Annotated in this window: 19 protein-coding genes; 11 read left to right on the top strand and 8 right to left on the bottom strand. The window is 39.1% G+C overall.

Annotation, left to right across the window (positions count from 1 at the left end):
* The 3 genes from RI557_RS00865 (at nucleotide 1) to RI557_RS00875 (ending at nucleotide 3,210) form a co-directional block, all read left to right on the top strand.
* Nucleotides 1-639, top strand: a complete 639-nt coding sequence (locus RI557_RS00865; RefSeq protein ID WP_310667259.1) for a MarC family protein — start codon at nucleotides 1-3, stop codon at nucleotides 637-639.
* Nucleotides 636-1,637: a glycosyltransferase family 9 protein gene (locus RI557_RS00870; RefSeq protein ID WP_310667258.1), complete on the top strand. Its 1,002-nt coding sequence runs from the start codon at nucleotides 636-638 to the stop codon at nucleotides 1,635-1,637. The genes RI557_RS00865 and RI557_RS00870 overlap by 4 nt, the downstream gene beginning before the upstream one ends.
* Before the next feature lie 115 nt (nucleotides 1,638-1,752).
* Nucleotides 1,753-3,210 (top strand): TonB-dependent receptor, encoded by a 1,458-nt coding sequence (locus RI557_RS00875; RefSeq protein ID WP_310667254.1) that lies wholly within the window; start codon nucleotides 1,753-1,755, stop codon nucleotides 3,208-3,210.
* Here the strand turns inward: RI557_RS00875 and RI557_RS00880 are convergent.
* Together RI557_RS00880 and yaaA are read right to left on the bottom strand one after the other, a co-directional pair.
* Nucleotides 3,207-3,464, bottom strand: a complete 258-nt coding sequence (locus RI557_RS00880; RefSeq protein ID WP_310667253.1) for a hypothetical protein — start codon at nucleotides 3,462-3,464, stop codon at nucleotides 3,207-3,209. The genes RI557_RS00875 and RI557_RS00880 overlap by 4 nt on opposite strands.
* Nucleotides 3,461-4,225 (bottom strand): peroxide stress protein YaaA, encoded by a 765-nt coding sequence (yaaA, locus tag RI557_RS00885; RefSeq protein ID WP_310667252.1) that lies wholly within the window; start codon nucleotides 4,223-4,225, stop codon nucleotides 3,461-3,463. The genes RI557_RS00880 and yaaA overlap by 4 nt, the downstream gene beginning before the upstream one ends.
* 61 nt (nucleotides 4,226-4,286) lie before the next feature.
* On the opposite strand from yaaA, the gene RI557_RS00890 reads away from it, so the two are divergent.
* The 3 genes from RI557_RS00890 to RI557_RS00900 are packed head-to-tail and all read left to right on the top strand — an operon-like array spanning nucleotide 4,287 to nucleotide 6,437.
* Nucleotides 4,287-4,928: a hypothetical protein gene (locus tag RI557_RS00890; protein WP_310667250.1), complete on the top strand. Its 642-nt coding sequence runs from the start codon at nucleotides 4,287-4,289 to the stop codon at nucleotides 4,926-4,928.
* A 19-nt stretch (nucleotides 4,929-4,947) separates the two neighbouring features.
* A complete protein-coding gene (locus RI557_RS00895) occupies nucleotides 4,948-6,195 on the top strand; it encodes an Nramp family divalent metal transporter (RefSeq protein ID WP_310667248.1) in 1,248 nt (415 codons plus the stop codon).
* A 2-nt stretch (nucleotides 6,196-6,197) separates the two neighbouring features.
* On the top strand, nucleotides 6,198-6,437 hold the full coding sequence (locus RI557_RS00900; RefSeq protein ID WP_310667247.1) for a 4a-hydroxytetrahydrobiopterin dehydratase: 240 nt from the start codon (nucleotides 6,198-6,200) through the stop codon (nucleotides 6,435-6,437).
* Between the two features lie 2 nt (nucleotides 6,438-6,439).
* Here RI557_RS00900 and RI557_RS00905 read toward each other — a convergent pair whose 3' ends face one another.
* Both RI557_RS00905 and gcvT read right to left on the bottom strand, forming a co-directional pair.
* Entirely contained in the window at nucleotides 6,440-7,192 is a 753-nt protein-coding gene (locus RI557_RS00905) for a 2-phosphosulfolactate phosphatase (protein ID WP_310667246.1), read from the bottom strand.
* A gap of 10 nt (nucleotides 7,193-7,202) precedes the next feature.
* Nucleotides 7,203-8,291: a glycine cleavage system aminomethyltransferase GcvT gene (gene gcvT, locus RI557_RS00910; RefSeq protein WP_310667245.1), complete on the bottom strand. Its 1,089-nt coding sequence runs from the start codon at nucleotides 8,289-8,291 to the stop codon at nucleotides 7,203-7,205.
* Between the two features lie 114 nt (nucleotides 8,292-8,405).
* Here gcvT and RI557_RS00915 point away from each other — a divergent pair, with 114 nt between their 5' ends.
* Together RI557_RS00915 and RI557_RS00920 are read left to right on the top strand one after the other, a co-directional pair.
* A complete protein-coding gene (locus tag RI557_RS00915; RefSeq protein ID WP_310667244.1) occupies nucleotides 8,406-10,289 on the top strand; it encodes a nucleoside-diphosphate sugar epimerase/dehydratase in 1,884 nt (627 codons plus the stop codon).
* Nucleotides 10,286-10,714, top strand: a complete 429-nt coding sequence (locus RI557_RS00920; RefSeq protein ID WP_310667242.1) for a thioesterase family protein — start codon at nucleotides 10,286-10,288, stop codon at nucleotides 10,712-10,714. Before RI557_RS00915 ends, RI557_RS00920 begins: the two co-directional genes overlap by 4 nt.
* On the opposite strand, the gene RI557_RS00925 is transcribed toward RI557_RS00920, so the two are convergent.
* The 3 genes from RI557_RS00925 to RI557_RS00935 all read right to left on the bottom strand — a co-directional run bounded on the left by RI557_RS00925 (nucleotide 10,711) and on the right by RI557_RS00935 (nucleotide 12,268).
* A complete protein-coding gene (locus tag RI557_RS00925; RefSeq protein WP_310681554.1) occupies nucleotides 10,711-11,295 on the bottom strand; it encodes a tRNA-(ms[2]io[6]A)-hydroxylase in 585 nt (194 codons plus the stop codon). The two genes, RI557_RS00920 and RI557_RS00925, sit on opposite strands and share 4 nt — an antisense overlap.
* Nucleotides 11,296-11,367: 72 nt before the next feature.
* Nucleotides 11,368-11,586, bottom strand: coding sequence for a hypothetical protein (locus RI557_RS00930; protein ID WP_310667240.1), 219 nt, complete (start codon nucleotides 11,584-11,586; stop codon nucleotides 11,368-11,370).
* A 1-nt stretch (nucleotide 11,587) separates the two neighbouring features.
* The gene (locus tag RI557_RS00935) at nucleotides 11,588-12,268 is read right to left on the bottom strand and encodes a DUF6962 family protein (protein WP_310667238.1); all 681 of its coding nucleotides are present in this window, start codon (nucleotides 12,266-12,268) and stop codon (nucleotides 11,588-11,590) included.
* Nucleotides 12,269-12,352: 84 nt separating this feature from the next.
* On the opposite strand from RI557_RS00935, the gene RI557_RS00940 reads away from it, so the two are divergent.
* Both RI557_RS00940 and RI557_RS00945 read left to right on the top strand, forming a co-directional pair.
* Entirely contained in the window at nucleotides 12,353-12,823 is a 471-nt protein-coding gene (locus RI557_RS00940) for a hypothetical protein (protein WP_310681482.1), read from the top strand.
* Nucleotides 12,824-12,916: 93 nt separating this feature from the next.
* On the top strand, nucleotides 12,917-13,249 hold the full coding sequence (locus RI557_RS00945) for a tetratricopeptide repeat protein (protein WP_310667235.1): 333 nt from the start codon (nucleotides 12,917-12,919) through the stop codon (nucleotides 13,247-13,249).
* Nucleotides 13,250-13,349: 100 nt separating this feature from the next.
* Here RI557_RS00945 and RI557_RS00950 read toward each other — a convergent pair whose 3' ends face one another.
* Entirely contained in the window at nucleotides 13,350-13,694 is a 345-nt protein-coding gene (locus RI557_RS00950; RefSeq protein ID WP_310667233.1) for an SRPBCC family protein, read from the bottom strand.
* 97 nt (nucleotides 13,695-13,791) lie between these two features.
* Here RI557_RS00950 and RI557_RS00955 point away from each other — a divergent pair, with 97 nt between their 5' ends.
* Nucleotides 13,792-14,820: an AI-2E family transporter gene (locus RI557_RS00955; RefSeq protein ID WP_310667232.1), complete on the top strand. Its 1,029-nt coding sequence runs from the start codon at nucleotides 13,792-13,794 to the stop codon at nucleotides 14,818-14,820.
* The last annotated feature ends 38 nt before the right edge of the window (nucleotides 14,821-14,858 follow it).

Genomic DNA, 14,858 nt, shown 5'->3' on the forward strand with positions numbered 1-14,858 from the left:
ATGAATGAAACCCTATCATTTGGATTGATGGCTTTTACATCATTTTTCACTCTCCTCAATCCGTTAGGGACAATGCCTGTTTTCCTCACAATGACAGCGAATCTCAGTCCTGAGGAAAGAACCAAAACAGCTCGTAAAGCAATCTTCACTGCAATTATCACTTTAATTGCTTTTTCATTTAGTGGTAAGGTCTTATTCGAGTTCTTTGGAATTTCTATACACGCTTTTCGTGTAGTGGGCGGAATCATCTTCTTTTTGATGGGCCAGGATATGCTCCAGGCGAGGCTTGCATCAACCAAAATTAACGAAGAGGATATCAAGTCTTACGTCAATGATATTTCCATAACGCCACTCGCAATCCCAATGATAGCAGGTCCTGGATCCATTACAAATGGAATCATCTTAATGCAGGATGCTAACACCGTAACACTTAAAATTACACTTGTACTTGTAATAATTTCAGTACTTTTACTGACATTTGTAATCCTGTGGTCTTCAACAAAACTAGTTAAGTTTTTAGGTGAAACCGGAAATCTTGTTCTCATGAGACTGATGGGGCTCATAGTTATGGTAATTGCAGTAGAATTCCTTTTTTCTGGTCTCTCACCAATGATTAGAGAGATGCTCGATCTCCAATGAAAACCGATTCCAAAATATTAGTCATTCAAACTGCTTTCATTGGCGATGCAATCCTGGCAAGCTCAATATTAGAAACCATTCGCAAATGTCTGCCAAAAGCTCAAATTCACTTACTGGTAAGAAAAGGAAATCATTCACTTTACAGCGATCATCCATTTTTAGCAAAACTTCACGTTTGGGATAAAGAAAATGGTAAGTACAAAAATTTGAGGCGTATCTTGTCTTCGGTCAGAGCCGAAAAATATGATCTCGTACTCAACCTCCAGCGATTTGGGGCTACCGGCTTGCTGACAGCTCTATCCGGAGCAAAAGAGAAAATTGGTTTTTCAAAGAATCCGTTCTCGTTCTTTTTTACGAAAAAGTTTGATCACCAAATTGGTGATGGAACGCACGAAATCGAGCGCAATCATCAATTAGTAAAATCTTTTACCCAGGTAAAACCTGAAAAACCTAAGCTCTATCCCAGTCAAAATGAACTAAAGAAAGTTGAACAACTTCAGAGAGAAAAGTACATCACATTATCGCCAACATCTGTTTGGTTCACAAAACAATGGAGTGAAAATAAATGGAGTTCATTAATCGATGCAATTCCATCGAGTTACAAAGTTTATTTACTGGGATCACCAGCCGATCGCAAAGCATGCGAAAAGATCATCGAAAACACACTACACCGTAATGTTCAGGTACTGGCCGGAAAGTTGAGTCTGCTCGAATCTGCTGCAATCATGGCAAAAGCAGAAATGAACTATTGCAATGATTCCGCCCCAATGCATTTGGCAAGTGCGATGAACGCACCCACAACAGCTATTTTCTGCAGCACTGTTCCTGCTTTTGGTTTTGGTCCGCTCAGTGACAATTCTTACGTCATTGAAACAGAAGAAGAACTCACTTGTAGGCCCTGCGGACTGCACGGTCACAAGGCCTGTCCTAAAGGACATTTTAAATGCTCAATGACAATTTCAATTAGGCAAGCCCTAAAACCAATCGAAAAAGGTTAACAATTGCACATGGATATTTCTTTGTTCATTCCAATGTTTCCTTCTGAACTTTGTGTACCTTTCGAACGTAAAGAAATCAAAGAAAATCTAACATAAGAGATTAACACACAACAAAATGAGTGATTTCAGAAAACTCACCATAAGAGAGAAAGCGCTCAAGATCAATTTGGATCCTGAAATCTACGGTTCTTTCTCTGAAATTGGTGCCGGGCAAGAAGTTGCCGGTACATTTTTTCATGCAGGAGCTTCTTCAGGAACGATCGCGCTAAGTCAGTCAGCTTATGACATGAAAATAAGCGACTCTATTTATGGTGAAAGTCCGCGTTACGTAAGTGCGCAACGACTAAAAGCAATGCTCGTCAAAGATTACGACAATATTTGTTCAAAGCTTGATGAGCGCAAAGACAACTCGAAGTTTTTCGCATTTTCAAACACAATTGAAACGCTAAACTTCTACAAGACCAATCAGGGACACGGTTGGCTTGGACTCAGGTTTCAATTGAGTCCAGATTCAGAACCGAACACTTGTGTACTTCACTGTCAGCTCAATGACAATGATACACTACTCCAACAAAAAGCAGTTGGTAGACTGGGTGTCAACCTGGTTTATTCATGTTATTACCATCATGACAATAAAGAAGATTTTCTCAAATCTTTAATGGACAGTATTGCTACCGGTCGTGTTGAAATTGACATGTTTAACATGGAAGGCCCAGATTTTAAGGATTGGGACAATCGTCTTATTTCTTTGAAACTTGTAAAAATGGGACTTACACCAGCTGCAATGTTTGGTCCTGATGGAAATAACTTACAAGCATCAGAAGTTTTATACAAAAAGAATATTCTCGTGTTGAGAGGTCGCTTTCGCCCTCCTACACTCGTCAATGTCGATATGTTCATGAGCGCCTATCGACAATTCAAAAAGGAAAAAGATGTAGATAAAGAAAACCTCACGGTTTTGAGCGAATTAACACTCAACAACCTCATCAATAAAGGTGAAAAAATCGATGAAAAAGATTTCCTCGATCGGGTTGATATATTGTGTTCCCTCGGTCAAACTGTGATCATCACCAATTTCCAACGCTATTACAAACTGGTTACGTATCTCTCAAATATCAACAGGGAACGTAAAATTGGTGTGATATTGGGAATCAATAATCTAAAAGCAATTTTTGATCGTAAATTCTACACTCATTTAAAAGGTGGAATTTTAGAGGCTTTCGGGATGTTATTTGGCAGAAACGTAAAACTCTACGTTTACCCCGCAACAAATAGCGAACACGATGGTCTCCACAATTGTGAAAACTTTGAACTGCCCGATAAGCTCAAGGGTTTATTTCAGTATCTTACTGATAACAAACAACTTGAAGATATCACTACAGCTAATAAAAGACTTCTCACCATTTACAGTGATGATGTATTGGATATGATTAAAAATGGCCAGGATGGATGGGAAGAAAAGGTTCCGACCAGAGTGGCTCATTTCATAAAAGAACATTGTCTTTTTGATTACCCTTGTTCAGTTGAGGAGAAAAGAGAGGCTAAAAAGAAAGAAAAAGAGCAGTACGCCTAAGTGCTGCTCTTCTTTTTTAACCTTTTGTATGATTTCTTTAGATTATCGTGCAACTCAATGTGTTGCTTTATTGCCTGATCATAAAATTCATCATCGAGCATTTCTTCGAGTTCTTCTACTCCGGTAAAGCCATCCTTGTTAATCTTGTATGACTGCTCAATCGAGCCACCTTCCAGTTTCACCACATACTTTTCATTCATGTCAAAGATGGAAACTGTGAAGTTCTCGTTTGGTATAGTTTTGATAATTCTCATAATTGTTCTCCTCTTGAAAAAATAAGGTTATTGTCTTTTGTCAAATGATGATTGAGCGAATATCCCTCCCACTCAAATGTTTTTAAATACTCGGGATTATCGATCCTGTTTCTTGCGATAAATGCCGCCATTGCGCCTCTGGCCTTTTTAGCGTAAAAGGCAATTACCTTGAACTTTCCATTCTTAAAATCTTTGAATTCTGGAGTAATAATTTCGGCATTTAGTTTTTTGGAATCAATCACTTTAGAATATTCTTTACTGGCAAGGTTAACCAGGACTTTATGGTCAGATCCATTGAAATCTTCATTCAGCAATACTGTTGGCTGATCACTCCAATACTCGTAAAGGTTTTTTGATTTGTTCACCTTGAGTTTAGTCCCCATTTCCAATCTGTAAGGTTGAATACGATCGAGTGGCCTCAATACTCCGTAGAGCCCGCTCAAAATACGAAGGTGTTCCTGAGCAAACTCCATTTCGCTTTTATCGAGCTTTTCAGGTTCCATACCCTGAAAAACGTCTCCTTTAAAAGCATAAACAGCCTGCTTACAAGGATTGCTATCCCACTGCTGAAAACGCTGGTAGTTGAGATCAGCGAGCTGACTACTGAGATTCATCAATTCACCAATTTGCTTTCTGCTCTTTTTTTGCAATTGAGATATCAACTTTTTCGTTGATTCAGCCAGTCTCGGTTCTGTCCATTGATCAACAGGTGATTCATTCTCAAAATCAAGTGTCTTAGAAGGTGAAAGTATTGTAATCATGATAATTTTATTATGCAACTAAAAACGTTTTCTTTGTAACTATTAATCAAACCACAGTAATATGAAAAAGTTGCTTTTTTTAGTTCTTCTTTGCTTATACGGGTCTATTACAATTGCTCAAAATTACTACGATTCTAATAAAAAGAAGAAAAACGTAAACATGAACAAAGAGCAAAATGTGTATCCTAAGGAAAATATACTGAGTATAGAACCAATCTCTTTTTTTATAGGTGGTTTTGTAATGGGTTACGAGCGGTTCATGAGTTCCACAACTTCCCTTAAAATAAAATCAGGGTATTTTTATCGTGAAGATCCTGCTGCATACAGTGGTGACTTTAATCATTTTGAAGGTTTTAATTTCAAGATGAGTTACAAAAAATATATAAATGATGTTCATGAAAATGAAGGGAACCTATACATTTCTCCATTCGCATTATACAAACAAATTGAGTTAGAAGAAAACAATCAGGGACTCACGCCAGTTCCTGTCACCAAAGAAGCCAGAACTGTTGGAATTGGTGTCATGATAGGAACAACAATGGTTTTAGATGATACTCCATTCTTTATAGATCTTGCAATTGGCGGAGGAATGTACTTTCCTACAGGTAATGGCAGTCACGATATTGCACATATTCCAATTGTCAATCATTACAAAAAAGGTGTAGGTCCACAGCTTGATTTTTCTTTTGGTTACTCTTTTTAGAAATCCCTAATTTCACCGCGTGATTAAAAGAGGTGAAATTTTTAAAACAATTGGTCCGGGATTACTTTATGCCGGTGCTGCAATTGGTGTCTCCCACCTTGTACAATCTACCCGTGCCGGAGCCTCTTACGGAATTGCGCTCCTGGGAATTGTGATTATTACCAACATCATCAAGTATCCATTTTTCGAATACGGGCCTCGTTACGCAGCAGCAACAGGAAATAACTTACTAGATGGGTACGAAAAACTGGGAAAATGGACTCTTGTATTATTTGCCATTATCACGGTAGGAACCATGTTTACGGTGCAGGCAGCTATTACGGTTGTTACAGCCGGATTAGCTCAGGAAATCATTGGAATTGACTTACCTGCATGGCAATGGAGTGTTTTGGTCCTTATTCTTTGTGCTCTCATTCTGTTTCGTGATTCGTACAAGCTTCTTGACAAGGTAATGCGCTACATCATTATTCTATTGACTATCGCAACGGTTACAGCCTTAGTTGGAGCATTTGTAAGTCCGCAGGGTGAAAGCTCAATCACAAAGCCAGCCTTTGACTGGCAAAATCATACAGACTTATTCTTTCTCATTGCCCTTATCGGTTGGATGCCAGCTCCTTTTGACATTAGTGTATGGCATTCTATTTGGTCAATTGAGAAGAATAAAAAAATGAGCAAGACAAAACGCGTAAAAGCTGCACGAACCGATTTTCATGTAGGCTATTGGGGAACAACTTTTCTGGCAATATGCTTCATGTTGTTGGGTGCTAAAGTCCTCTACACTTCTGATGTCACGCTATCCTCATCCGGATCTGAATTTGCCGCTCAACTGATTTCTATTTATACTGAAACACTCGGTGACTGGAGCTACCCGATTATTGGAACTGCGGCTCTGACCACTATGTTTAGCACCTCATTAACGGTGATGGACGGATTTACGCGCGTTATGGTTCCTCTCTCAAATAAACTAGTCAATCAAAAACAATTGGAACACAAAGCCCACTACAGGTTTTGGCTAATTGTTCTCGTGTTGGGAGCTGCACAAATTATAATCTTCTTTGTAACAAACATGCATTCACTTGTCGATTTGGCAACTACCATCTCCTTTGTCACAGCACCTATTATCGCTATTTTGAACTACAGTGTTATCAACTCAAGTGATGTGAGTAAGCACCTGAGGCCAAAACCAATAACTCGAATAATCAGTATTGTAGGAATAATATTGCTCTCAGGTTTTGCTATTTACTTCTTATTTCTCAAATTTAGCTGAAAATGAAAGTTATGTGGAAAGAAGAAAACAATAAACTGGTACTTGAAAAGCAATTTAAAAACTTCAATGAAGCCTGGAGATTTTTGAATGGAGTAGCTCTGTTAGCTGAACAGAATCAACACCATCCTACAATTCAGAATACATTCAATAAAGTAAAGCTGGAGTTAACTACACACGACAGCGGTAACACTATAACGGAAAAAGATCGCGACTTAGCTTCAAAAATTGAAAAGCTGTTTTAATCCTAAGTTGTTTCGGCTGATACTCGTATTTCCTCTAACACCTGTTCATTCATAGGAACAAGACTTCCTTCATGTAATACAGGTATTATATCAGTATTGTCCATTGATAAACAATAACGAATATCTTCCTTGAGGTTGAGTTTTTTGAGCCTTCTCCTGTGAGACGAATTCATCAAAAACTTGTAAGGATCATCTTTCGCAAGGTTGTAAAGGTACTTAGCTGACAAAGCAGAATCCTCAGTAAGTGAAACTGTTCCCATCTGTTCTAATCGCTCAGTAAGGGCTCCTGCAAACAAAGTATCTTCAAGATTGTAACGCCCCTTCCAGCCTGAGCAAAGAATTAGAATATCGCGTTCTTGCTGCGACAACCACTTTGCCAGTGCCGTGAAGTTTGTAAAGGCACCTACAACAACCTGAAACGAGTTTTTAGCCATGTTAATGGCCTTTGTTCCGTTGGTTGTGGTCAGAACCACACTTCGCTCTTCCAGTTCGTTCATGTAGCTGTACGGAGAGTTCCCAAAGTCAAATTCCTCTAGCTGCACACCATTTCGTTCAGCTCCAACAAGGTAGCCTTTACTTTTATAAAAACGAGCTTCTTCAACAGTTGAAACCGGAATCACTTCCCTGGCTCCGTGATGCAGAGCCGTACAAATAGCAGAGGTTGCCCTCAAAATATCTGTTACGACTACGATATTGTCTAAATTCTCGTAAACATGATAGTTTTCAGGCGTAAAACTTACTTCAACTTTTGACATTACTTCTCCGTCACTTTTTAATGAATGGTAGCTTAACCACTTCTGCTTTCAACTGCTTCTTTCTAACCTGAATATAAATTTCAGTTCCTCTTTTGTGATGGGGAACTTTCACGTATCCAAGTCCAATACCTTTCTTCAAACTGGGTGACATAGTTCCGGATGTAACTTCACCTAGTTCGTTGCCTTCAGCATCAATTATTTTATATCCCTGTCTGGGAATTCCCTTATCGATCATTTCAAATGCCGTGAGCTTTCTATCAACACCATTTTCCTTGTGTTGGGCTAAAAGCTCTCTATCGATAAAATCGTTTCCATCGACAAACTTTGTAATCCAGCCCAGTTTAGCTTCAATTGGAGATGTGCTTTCATCGATATCATTACCATAAAGCGCCATTCCCATCTCTAACCTTAGCGTATCGCGAGCTCCGAGTCCGGCCATCTTCAAATCTACATCTTTCCCGGCTTCCCAAATAGCATCAAAGAGCTTTTCAACATCTTCATTTTTGCAGTAAAGCTCAAAACCTTTTTCACCTGTATAACCGGTTGCTGAGATAATCACATTCTCAACTCCGCCTATTTTATCAATCACAAAAGTGTAAAAGGATACTTTTTCGAGATCTACATCTGTAATTTTTTGAAGAACCTTATTCGTATTCGGACCCTGAACAGCAAGTAGAGACATCTCATCAGAAGCATTGATCATTTCAGCTCCCATTGTGTTGTTTTCACTTACCCAGTTCCAGTCTTTTTCAATATTACTGGCATTCACAACCATCAGGTATTCCGCTTCACTGATTCTGTAAACAAGTAAATCATCTACAATACCGCCCTTGCCGTTTGGCATGCATGTGTACTGGATCTTACCATCAGTGAGTTTGGCTACATCATTCGATGTTACTTTTTGTACAAGATCAAAAGCCTTTGATCCTTTTACATAAAACTCACCCATGTGAGAAACGTCAAACATTCCCACATTATCGCGAACATTTAGATGCTCGTCAGTGAGGCCAGTGTACTGTAATGGCATGTTGTATCCTGCAAATGGAACCATCTTAGCTCCCAACTCCTCGTGCTTGCTTGTTAATGCTATATTCTTCATTCCTTGCTTTGTCGTTTTCATTTGAGCGATTGCAAAGATAAAATTACAATTGAATTCGCTTTGATTGAAGTGTAAAACAGCTACTTTTGTTCGAATTGTATAAAGAATAAATACGTGAATATACTCAGAGAAGACAAAAATGCACCGCGCTGGATTATCCTGATCATCGATTTGGGTATTGCACTTTTTTCGATCGTGACAGCTTATTTCCTGCGCTTCAACTTCTCTATACCTGATACTGAATTCAATTATTTACCCGTTAGTGTCGCTTTTGCCCTCACTACAAGAGCTTTTTCTTTCTACCTTTTTAAAACTTATGCCGGGATAATCAGGCACTCAGGTTTTAACGACTTTCAACGCATCTTCTTTGCCTCCATCCTCAGTACGCTTATTATGGCTGCGGGAAATGTTGTGCTTTTTTACATTGAGTCCCAGTATCTCATTCCCTTCTCAATAATCGTCATCGACTTTTTGCTCACATTCTTCCTCATGGGCGCCATGCGTGTATCAGTAAAGTTGCTTTATCGTGAACTGGTCAGAACCAGTACTGAGCAAATTCCGGTTGTCATCTTCGGAGCCGGAGAATCAGGCTTAATGACTAAACGAGCCCTGGACAGGCTAAAAGAACAGAATTACAACATTCTCGCTTTTGTAGACGACAACCCTTCTAAAATCTCAAAACGATTGGAAGGAACTCTGATTATTGACGGATATGAACTTGAAAATTTTTTCAAAAAAAACAAGGTTGAAGAACTCATCATAGCTGTTCAAAGCCTGGACAGAAAGCGAAAATCTGAAATTGTTGAGTGCGCTCTTAACCACAGGGTTAAGGTTCTGAATGTTCCTCCTGTAACAGACTGGATCAACGGAGAAATCAATGTTCAACAGATTAAAAATGTTCGCATTGAAGATCTTTTAGGTCGCAGGCCAATACGGCTCGATCAGGATGAGATCAGTGCTGAGTTGAGAGATAAACGTGTTCTCATCACCGGTGCAGCAGGCTCAATTGGTAGTGGTCTTGTTAGACAGGTTGCTCGTTTTTATCCTGAAAAAATTCTTATGCTCGATCAGGCAGAGTCTCCACTCTACGAAGTCGATCTAGAGATATCAGAGAATTACGGAAAAGGAATAGGTCACGTTTTAATTGGAGACATAAGATGCTATGATCGCATCAGGGCTATATTTGAAGAATTCAAACCTGAGGTGGTTTTCCACGCTGCTGCTTACAAGCACGTACCGTTGATGGAATCTGCTCCGGTAGAAGCTATTCAAACCAATATTTTGGGAACTGCTAACCTCGTTGATCTCAGCGATGAATACGGGGTAGAGAAATTCGTAATGATCTCAACCGATAAGGCTGTCAATCCCACAAATGTAATGGGTGCTTCAAAGCGGATTGCTGAAATGTATGCACAGGCGAAAAATGAGGTTGCCAATAAAACAAAATACATCACAACAAGATTTGGAAATGTTTTGGGATCTAATGGATCTGTTATCCCAATTTTTAGAAAACAAATTGAAAAAGGTGGGCCCATTACGGTTACTCACCCTGAAATAACCCGCTTTTTCATGACTATTCCTGAAGCCTGCCAGCTCGTTTTAGAAGCCGGCATGATGGGAAATGGCGGTGAGATTTACATCTTTGACATGGGTGAACCGGTAAAGATTGTCGATTTAGCCAAAAAGATGATCAAGCTGAGCGGACTGGAAGCCAACAAGGATATTGAAATCAAATTTTCAGGTCTGCGACCCGGTGAAAAACTCTATGAAGAGCTACTCGCCAATGAAGAAAATACGGTGAATACGCATCACCCCCAAATAATGATCGCGCAGGTTCGCCCACAGGATATTGAAAGTATTACATCGAGATTAAAAGAACTGGAATCAAAAAGCGGCAACTCAACTCCTGTGGAGCTCGTGAGAATCATGAAAGATCTCGTTCCCGAATTCATCAGCAAAAACTCAGAGTTCGCCAAACTGGATAACCAAAAAGTATGACATTTTACTCCCCTATTGAAATAAGATTCAGAGATTTGGATGCTCTGGGTCACGTCAACAACGCTGTTTATTTAAGCCTCGTTGAACAGGCTCGTATCGCTTACTTCAGGCAAATAATAGATAAGAACCACGACTGGAAAAAGTTTGGAGTTCTCATTGCCCGAAATGAAATCAATTACTTTAACCCGGTTCATATCGATGATCACGTGGAATGCGGACTCAACCTCATCAAGCTGGGTACAAAGAGTATGGAGTATTCTTTTGAGTTCAGAATACTGAAAGATGGAAAGCAAATCAAAGCAGCAGATGGAAAATTTGTTCTCGTTTGTTTTGATCCAATTAAACAGGAATCGGCTCCTGTTCCCGAGTTGTGGCGAGAAAAAATTACAGCCTTTGAAAAGCGCGATGAACGACCCCAAAGTTAGCCGTGTATACGTTCACTTTTCCCAAACTTCGCGATGACTTCACTCTCGTAATCGAGAAATTTTCTCCAGCGTTCCTCAACGTCATCAGGATCGCCATATTTTTTCGCGAGCAAGAGAAACATTGAGTAATGCCCTGCCTCACTTTTCATGAGTTCGTGATAAAAATCTGCGAGTTCTTTATCCTGAATATTTTCGCTCAAAACACGAAAACGTTCGCAGCTTCGAGCTTCAATCATTGCGGCAAACAGCAATTTATCAATAAGTACATTAAGGCGTGACCTGCCTCCGTATGAGAAATACTTTTTGAGTTCGTGGATGTAATCATCTTTTCGCTCTCTGCCAAGCGGAATATTGCGTTGCTCCATAATTTGGTGAACACGCTGAAAATGCTCCATCTCCTCCTGGGCAAGCTCACTCATCTTTGAAACTAACTCAGTGTACTCAGGAAATTGAACAATTAATGAAATAGCTGTAGAAGCGGCTTTTTGCTCGCAATAAGCATGATCAGTTAAAATTTCTTCCAGATTTTTCTCTGCAATGTTCACCCAGCGCGGATCTGTTGGTAAACGCAATTTCAGCATCCTCTTACTCATGCGGCAAAAATATACGGGATTTGGAAAACTGCAGGATCTGACCGTTAAAAAATATTTTCGCTACTTAGAGTTTTGGTCAGATCCGGAATCCTCTTCTCTAGCCTTCTTTTTCATCACAAATCGCAATGCAATGAGAATTACGCCAGAAGTAATACCTGCATAAGCTTTCTCATTTCCGGCCCATGACGGTTCTTCAGTATTGAGTAACGTAATACCTATAGCCAAAAAAATCACAGCCATTACTCCCAGCAAATTGATGAGATTATTCTTTAAATTCATGCTATTTCGAATTTACGATTGACGGTGACGATTTCATCATGAATTTTCCAGCAAGCAAAAAATACGGGATGCTCACGGCCATAATCACGTGACTGATATCGATGTGGTTAAACCAAATATCGAAGGATAATTCAGTCGCAAAAACCACGGCAGATACAGCATTTAGCGCCAAACCGATTGACAAAAAGCGAAGAGCTCTTGTAGGTGTAAAACTAAAATGGCTACGAATTAAAAGTGGAAGTGAAAACCCTATGAGTAAAACAACAGAATGCATTGATACCCAAAAGAATGACAAGTTGAGTGTGGTGAGTAAAGTAGCTAAAATACTTTCGATTACAATAAATCTAAAAAGGAGTTTATAGACGCTGCTACTCAAAGCGTTGCAGGAATATTTAAGCACTGCGATTGAAAGAAAACTTACACTCAGCAAGCTCAATAGCCAACCCGGTAATTTATAGGCAAATGAAAGATAATGCAGGAATCCGTGTCCTAATAATCCCCCAAGTAAAGTTCCAATCGAAAGAAAAAGAAAATGAGCTCGTAAATATTTCTTGAGCTGATGATATTTCACCGTCTTTCCCAAATTGAGGAAAGCCCACATAGCAACAGCTGCTACTAAAATATCGGTCAGAACCGTAACCGGTTCCTCAATGCGGATATCTCCAAGGTTGATAAAAGTCAAAATCGTAATTTTAAAAGCTGCGCAAGATAGCCGTTTTTCAAATGATATGAAAACGTTGCTTATTTTTACACAATAATTGATCAAATGGGAGAACTACACGGCCAAATAAAAAAGCTCAGGCTGATATGGACTTCAGTACTTGTTGTGCTGATTTTACTATCGCTGATATCTGGCTGGATCATTTTCATCAAAACCAGTGCAAGCATTTCAGGTAACCCAATGGAAGATCAACTTAGTTTTAGTGTAATTTCACTCGCTACAATTGGAGTTTTCATTGTGTGCTACGCACTACAAAAACGAACAGAATCCTCAACATTTGTCAGCATGCAATCTCTCGAAGGTGTTGTTGAGCGATTTGATGCTTATACATCTGGATTGATTGTCAAGTTTGGATGTTTTGCTGTATCAGGTGTTTGGGCCGGCATTTTATACTTGCTCACAGCTAATTTGACTCACGCCTTTATTTTGTTCGCCTCACTCCTCCTACTCGTCATTCATTTCCCCAGGAAAAAACAAATAATGAAAGTTGTTCACGAAGCATTTAATAAATCATAAATACTGTTAATGGCTTTTCTATTAAGTACGTATAGATTGGCTTTAATTGCGCATTAATCTTTACCTTTGAGTCGCTAAACCTTAATAATCCCGATGAGTCACGACAGGTTAGAATTAGTACTTGAAATGCTTGAGAAAAACCCCAAAGATGTTTTTCTCAAATATGCAGCTGCAATAGAATATCGTAAAATCGATGAAGACGAAAAAGCGATAAGGCACATCGAGGAATTACTCGATATTGATCCTGAGTATTTAGGTGCTTATTACACGCTTGGCCATCTTTACGAACAAAAAGATGAGATTGAAAAAGCGATCAACATCTACAAAAAAGGGAAGGCTGTAGCCAAAAAGCAAAACGATCAAAAGACTATTGGTGAACTCACTGAGGCTCTTATGCTATTAGATGAGGAAGAGGAAAACTGGTAGTTTTAACCTTTTTGAGATTCAGCATAGTTCTAAGAAGCTCTCATTACTTTCCGCGTTTCTTTTTTGAACATTCCGGGCATGAGCCAGCCCACAAACTTCATTAAAAGTTGCTGAATAAAAACTCAGAATTCGTCACCCATTTTGTTTTACTCTCTTCAACTACCTCAAAGTAATTTTCTTGATTATTGACAACTCCATTAGTTTCAAATTTAGCGTGAAATGAATCGGGAAGATTGTTCTCTTGAATTGTTTCAGTCATGGTTTTAAGCCGATTTCCCATCTCTATCTCAAGCTCAGTTTTTGAGCCGTTTTCTCCGGGTAATCTACTGATAACTTTAATTTTTTTGAGTCCGCTCATCCATTTCTTCATCGATTCAGGATCTGAAAATAACTCAACGGTTTTTTCTCGCGGTAGGTCAATAATGATTTCTTCTGCGTACTTCATTGAAATTGGGTTTGTTAGCGAGCTGATCGTGGATCTGACCGATAGGCTGTTACAATAGTACGAGTTTATTTACTTTTATTCACTCAAAATAAAGCACATGACAAATCAGTTTCGCGAAAGAGTAAAAACTTACAGTCACATCAGTATCGTGCTGACTTTTATCGTGGTTTTTGTAATTGCTTCAAAAGCCTTTTTGATTCCGCTTTTATTTTCTCTTCTCCTTTCAATTGTGTTGAATCCACTGCTCAGGAAGTTTGAGAAACTCAAGATTGGCAGGATATTCGCTATTATTTTGGTGCTGCTCACAGCTACAATTGTCATTGGCGGAATTATCACTTACACGATTTATCAAATGAACTTGCTGATTGAGGATTTGCCTTCAATACAGAAAAAGATCACGAGTTTATTCGACTCCACAGTTCAGCAAATAGAATCACTCATTGGTGTTGGTTACTTACAGGATTTAAGTATTTGGGAAAACGCTTTGGGTAAAGCGGCTCCGCTTTTTTCCAATGTTATTTCCAAAGTTTCTTCCATAACCAGTATCGGTGTTCAGATCCCAATTTATGTTTTTCTGATAATGCTTTACAAGGAGCGTTTTTCTGAGTTCCTTTCACATTTATGGAAAAATAGTAACACAGCTCGTGAACGCACGAATGAAGTAAAGGGTGTAATCCAAAACTATGTTACCGGTCTCTCTATTGTGATTTTAATACTAGCCGTTTTAAACTCTGTTGGTTTGTTCATTTTAGGGATTAAATACGCCTTGTTTTTTGGTATTTTCTCAGCAGTTTTAACAGTGATCCCATATTTTGGTAACCTTATAGGTGGATTTTTCCCCTTCCTAATTGCACTCGTCACGAAAGATTCTGCCTGGTATGCTGTAGGCGTAATAGCTGTTTATGCATTTGTACAGTTTTTAGAAGGGAACTTTATTACACCAAATATTATGGGGAGCAAGATTAGTGTCAATCCGCTCGCAGCACTTGTTTCGTTAATCGTTGGCGGACAAATTCTCGGCATAACCGGAATTATACTGGCTATACCTGTTCTCGGTATTTTGAAAGTCACTCTGCAATACAGCGAAACACTTAAACCTATTGTAGCATTGATTGAGGATAAATGACAAAAAAAGGGCGCCAATTACGGCACCCTTAACTCTAA

Source organism: Salibacter sp. (assembly GCF_031581065.1).
GTDB lineage: Bacteria > Bacteroidota > Bacteroidia > Flavobacteriales_G > Salibacteraceae > Salibacter.

Excerpts from the sequence above, each read along its gene's own strand:
- RI557_RS00890 (WP_310667250.1), top strand. The coding sequence starts at position 4,287 with ATGAAAAAGTTGCTTTTTTTAGTTCTTCTTTGCTTATACGGGTCTATT.
- yaaA (WP_310667252.1), bottom strand. The coding sequence starts at position 4,225 with ATGATTACAATACTTTCACCTTCTAAGACACTTGATTTTGAGAATGAA.
- RI557_RS00920 (WP_310667242.1), top strand. The coding sequence starts at position 10,286 with ATGACATTTTACTCCCCTATTGAAATAAGATTCAGAGATTTGGATGCT.
- RI557_RS00875 (WP_310667254.1), top strand. The coding sequence starts at position 1,753 with ATGAGTGATTTCAGAAAACTCACCATAAGAGAGAAAGCGCTCAAGATC.
- RI557_RS00930 (WP_310667240.1), bottom strand. The coding sequence starts at position 11,586 with ATGAATTTAAAGAATAATCTCATCAATTTGCTGGGAGTAATGGCTGTG.
- RI557_RS00880 (WP_310667253.1), bottom strand. The coding sequence starts at position 3,464 with ATGAGAATTATCAAAACTATACCAAACGAGAACTTCACAGTTTCCATC.
- RI557_RS00870 (WP_310667258.1), top strand. The coding sequence starts at position 636 with ATGAAAACCGATTCCAAAATATTAGTCATTCAAACTGCTTTCATTGGC.
- RI557_RS00925 (WP_310681554.1), bottom strand. The coding sequence starts at position 11,295 with ATGCTGAAATTGCGTTTACCAACAGATCCGCGCTGGGTGAACATTGCA.
- gcvT (WP_310667245.1), bottom strand. The coding sequence starts at position 8,291 with ATGAAGAATATAGCATTAACAAGCAAGCACGAGGAGTTGGGAGCTAAG.
- RI557_RS00940 (WP_310681482.1), top strand. The coding sequence starts at position 12,353 with ATGGGAGAACTACACGGCCAAATAAAAAAGCTCAGGCTGATATGGACT.
- RI557_RS00945 (WP_310667235.1), top strand. The coding sequence starts at position 12,917 with ATGAGTCACGACAGGTTAGAATTAGTACTTGAAATGCTTGAGAAAAAC.
- RI557_RS00865 (WP_310667259.1), top strand. The coding sequence starts at position 1 with ATGAATGAAACCCTATCATTTGGATTGATGGCTTTTACATCATTTTTC.
- RI557_RS00950 (WP_310667233.1), bottom strand. The coding sequence starts at position 13,694 with ATGAAGTACGCAGAAGAAATCATTATTGACCTACCGCGAGAAAAAACC.
- RI557_RS00900 (WP_310667247.1), top strand. The coding sequence starts at position 6,198 with ATGAAAGTTATGTGGAAAGAAGAAAACAATAAACTGGTACTTGAAAAG.
- RI557_RS00955 (WP_310667232.1), top strand. The coding sequence starts at position 13,792 with ATGACAAATCAGTTTCGCGAAAGAGTAAAAACTTACAGTCACATCAGT.
- RI557_RS00905 (WP_310667246.1), bottom strand. The coding sequence starts at position 7,192 with ATGTCAAAAGTTGAAGTAAGTTTTACGCCTGAAAACTATCATGTTTAC.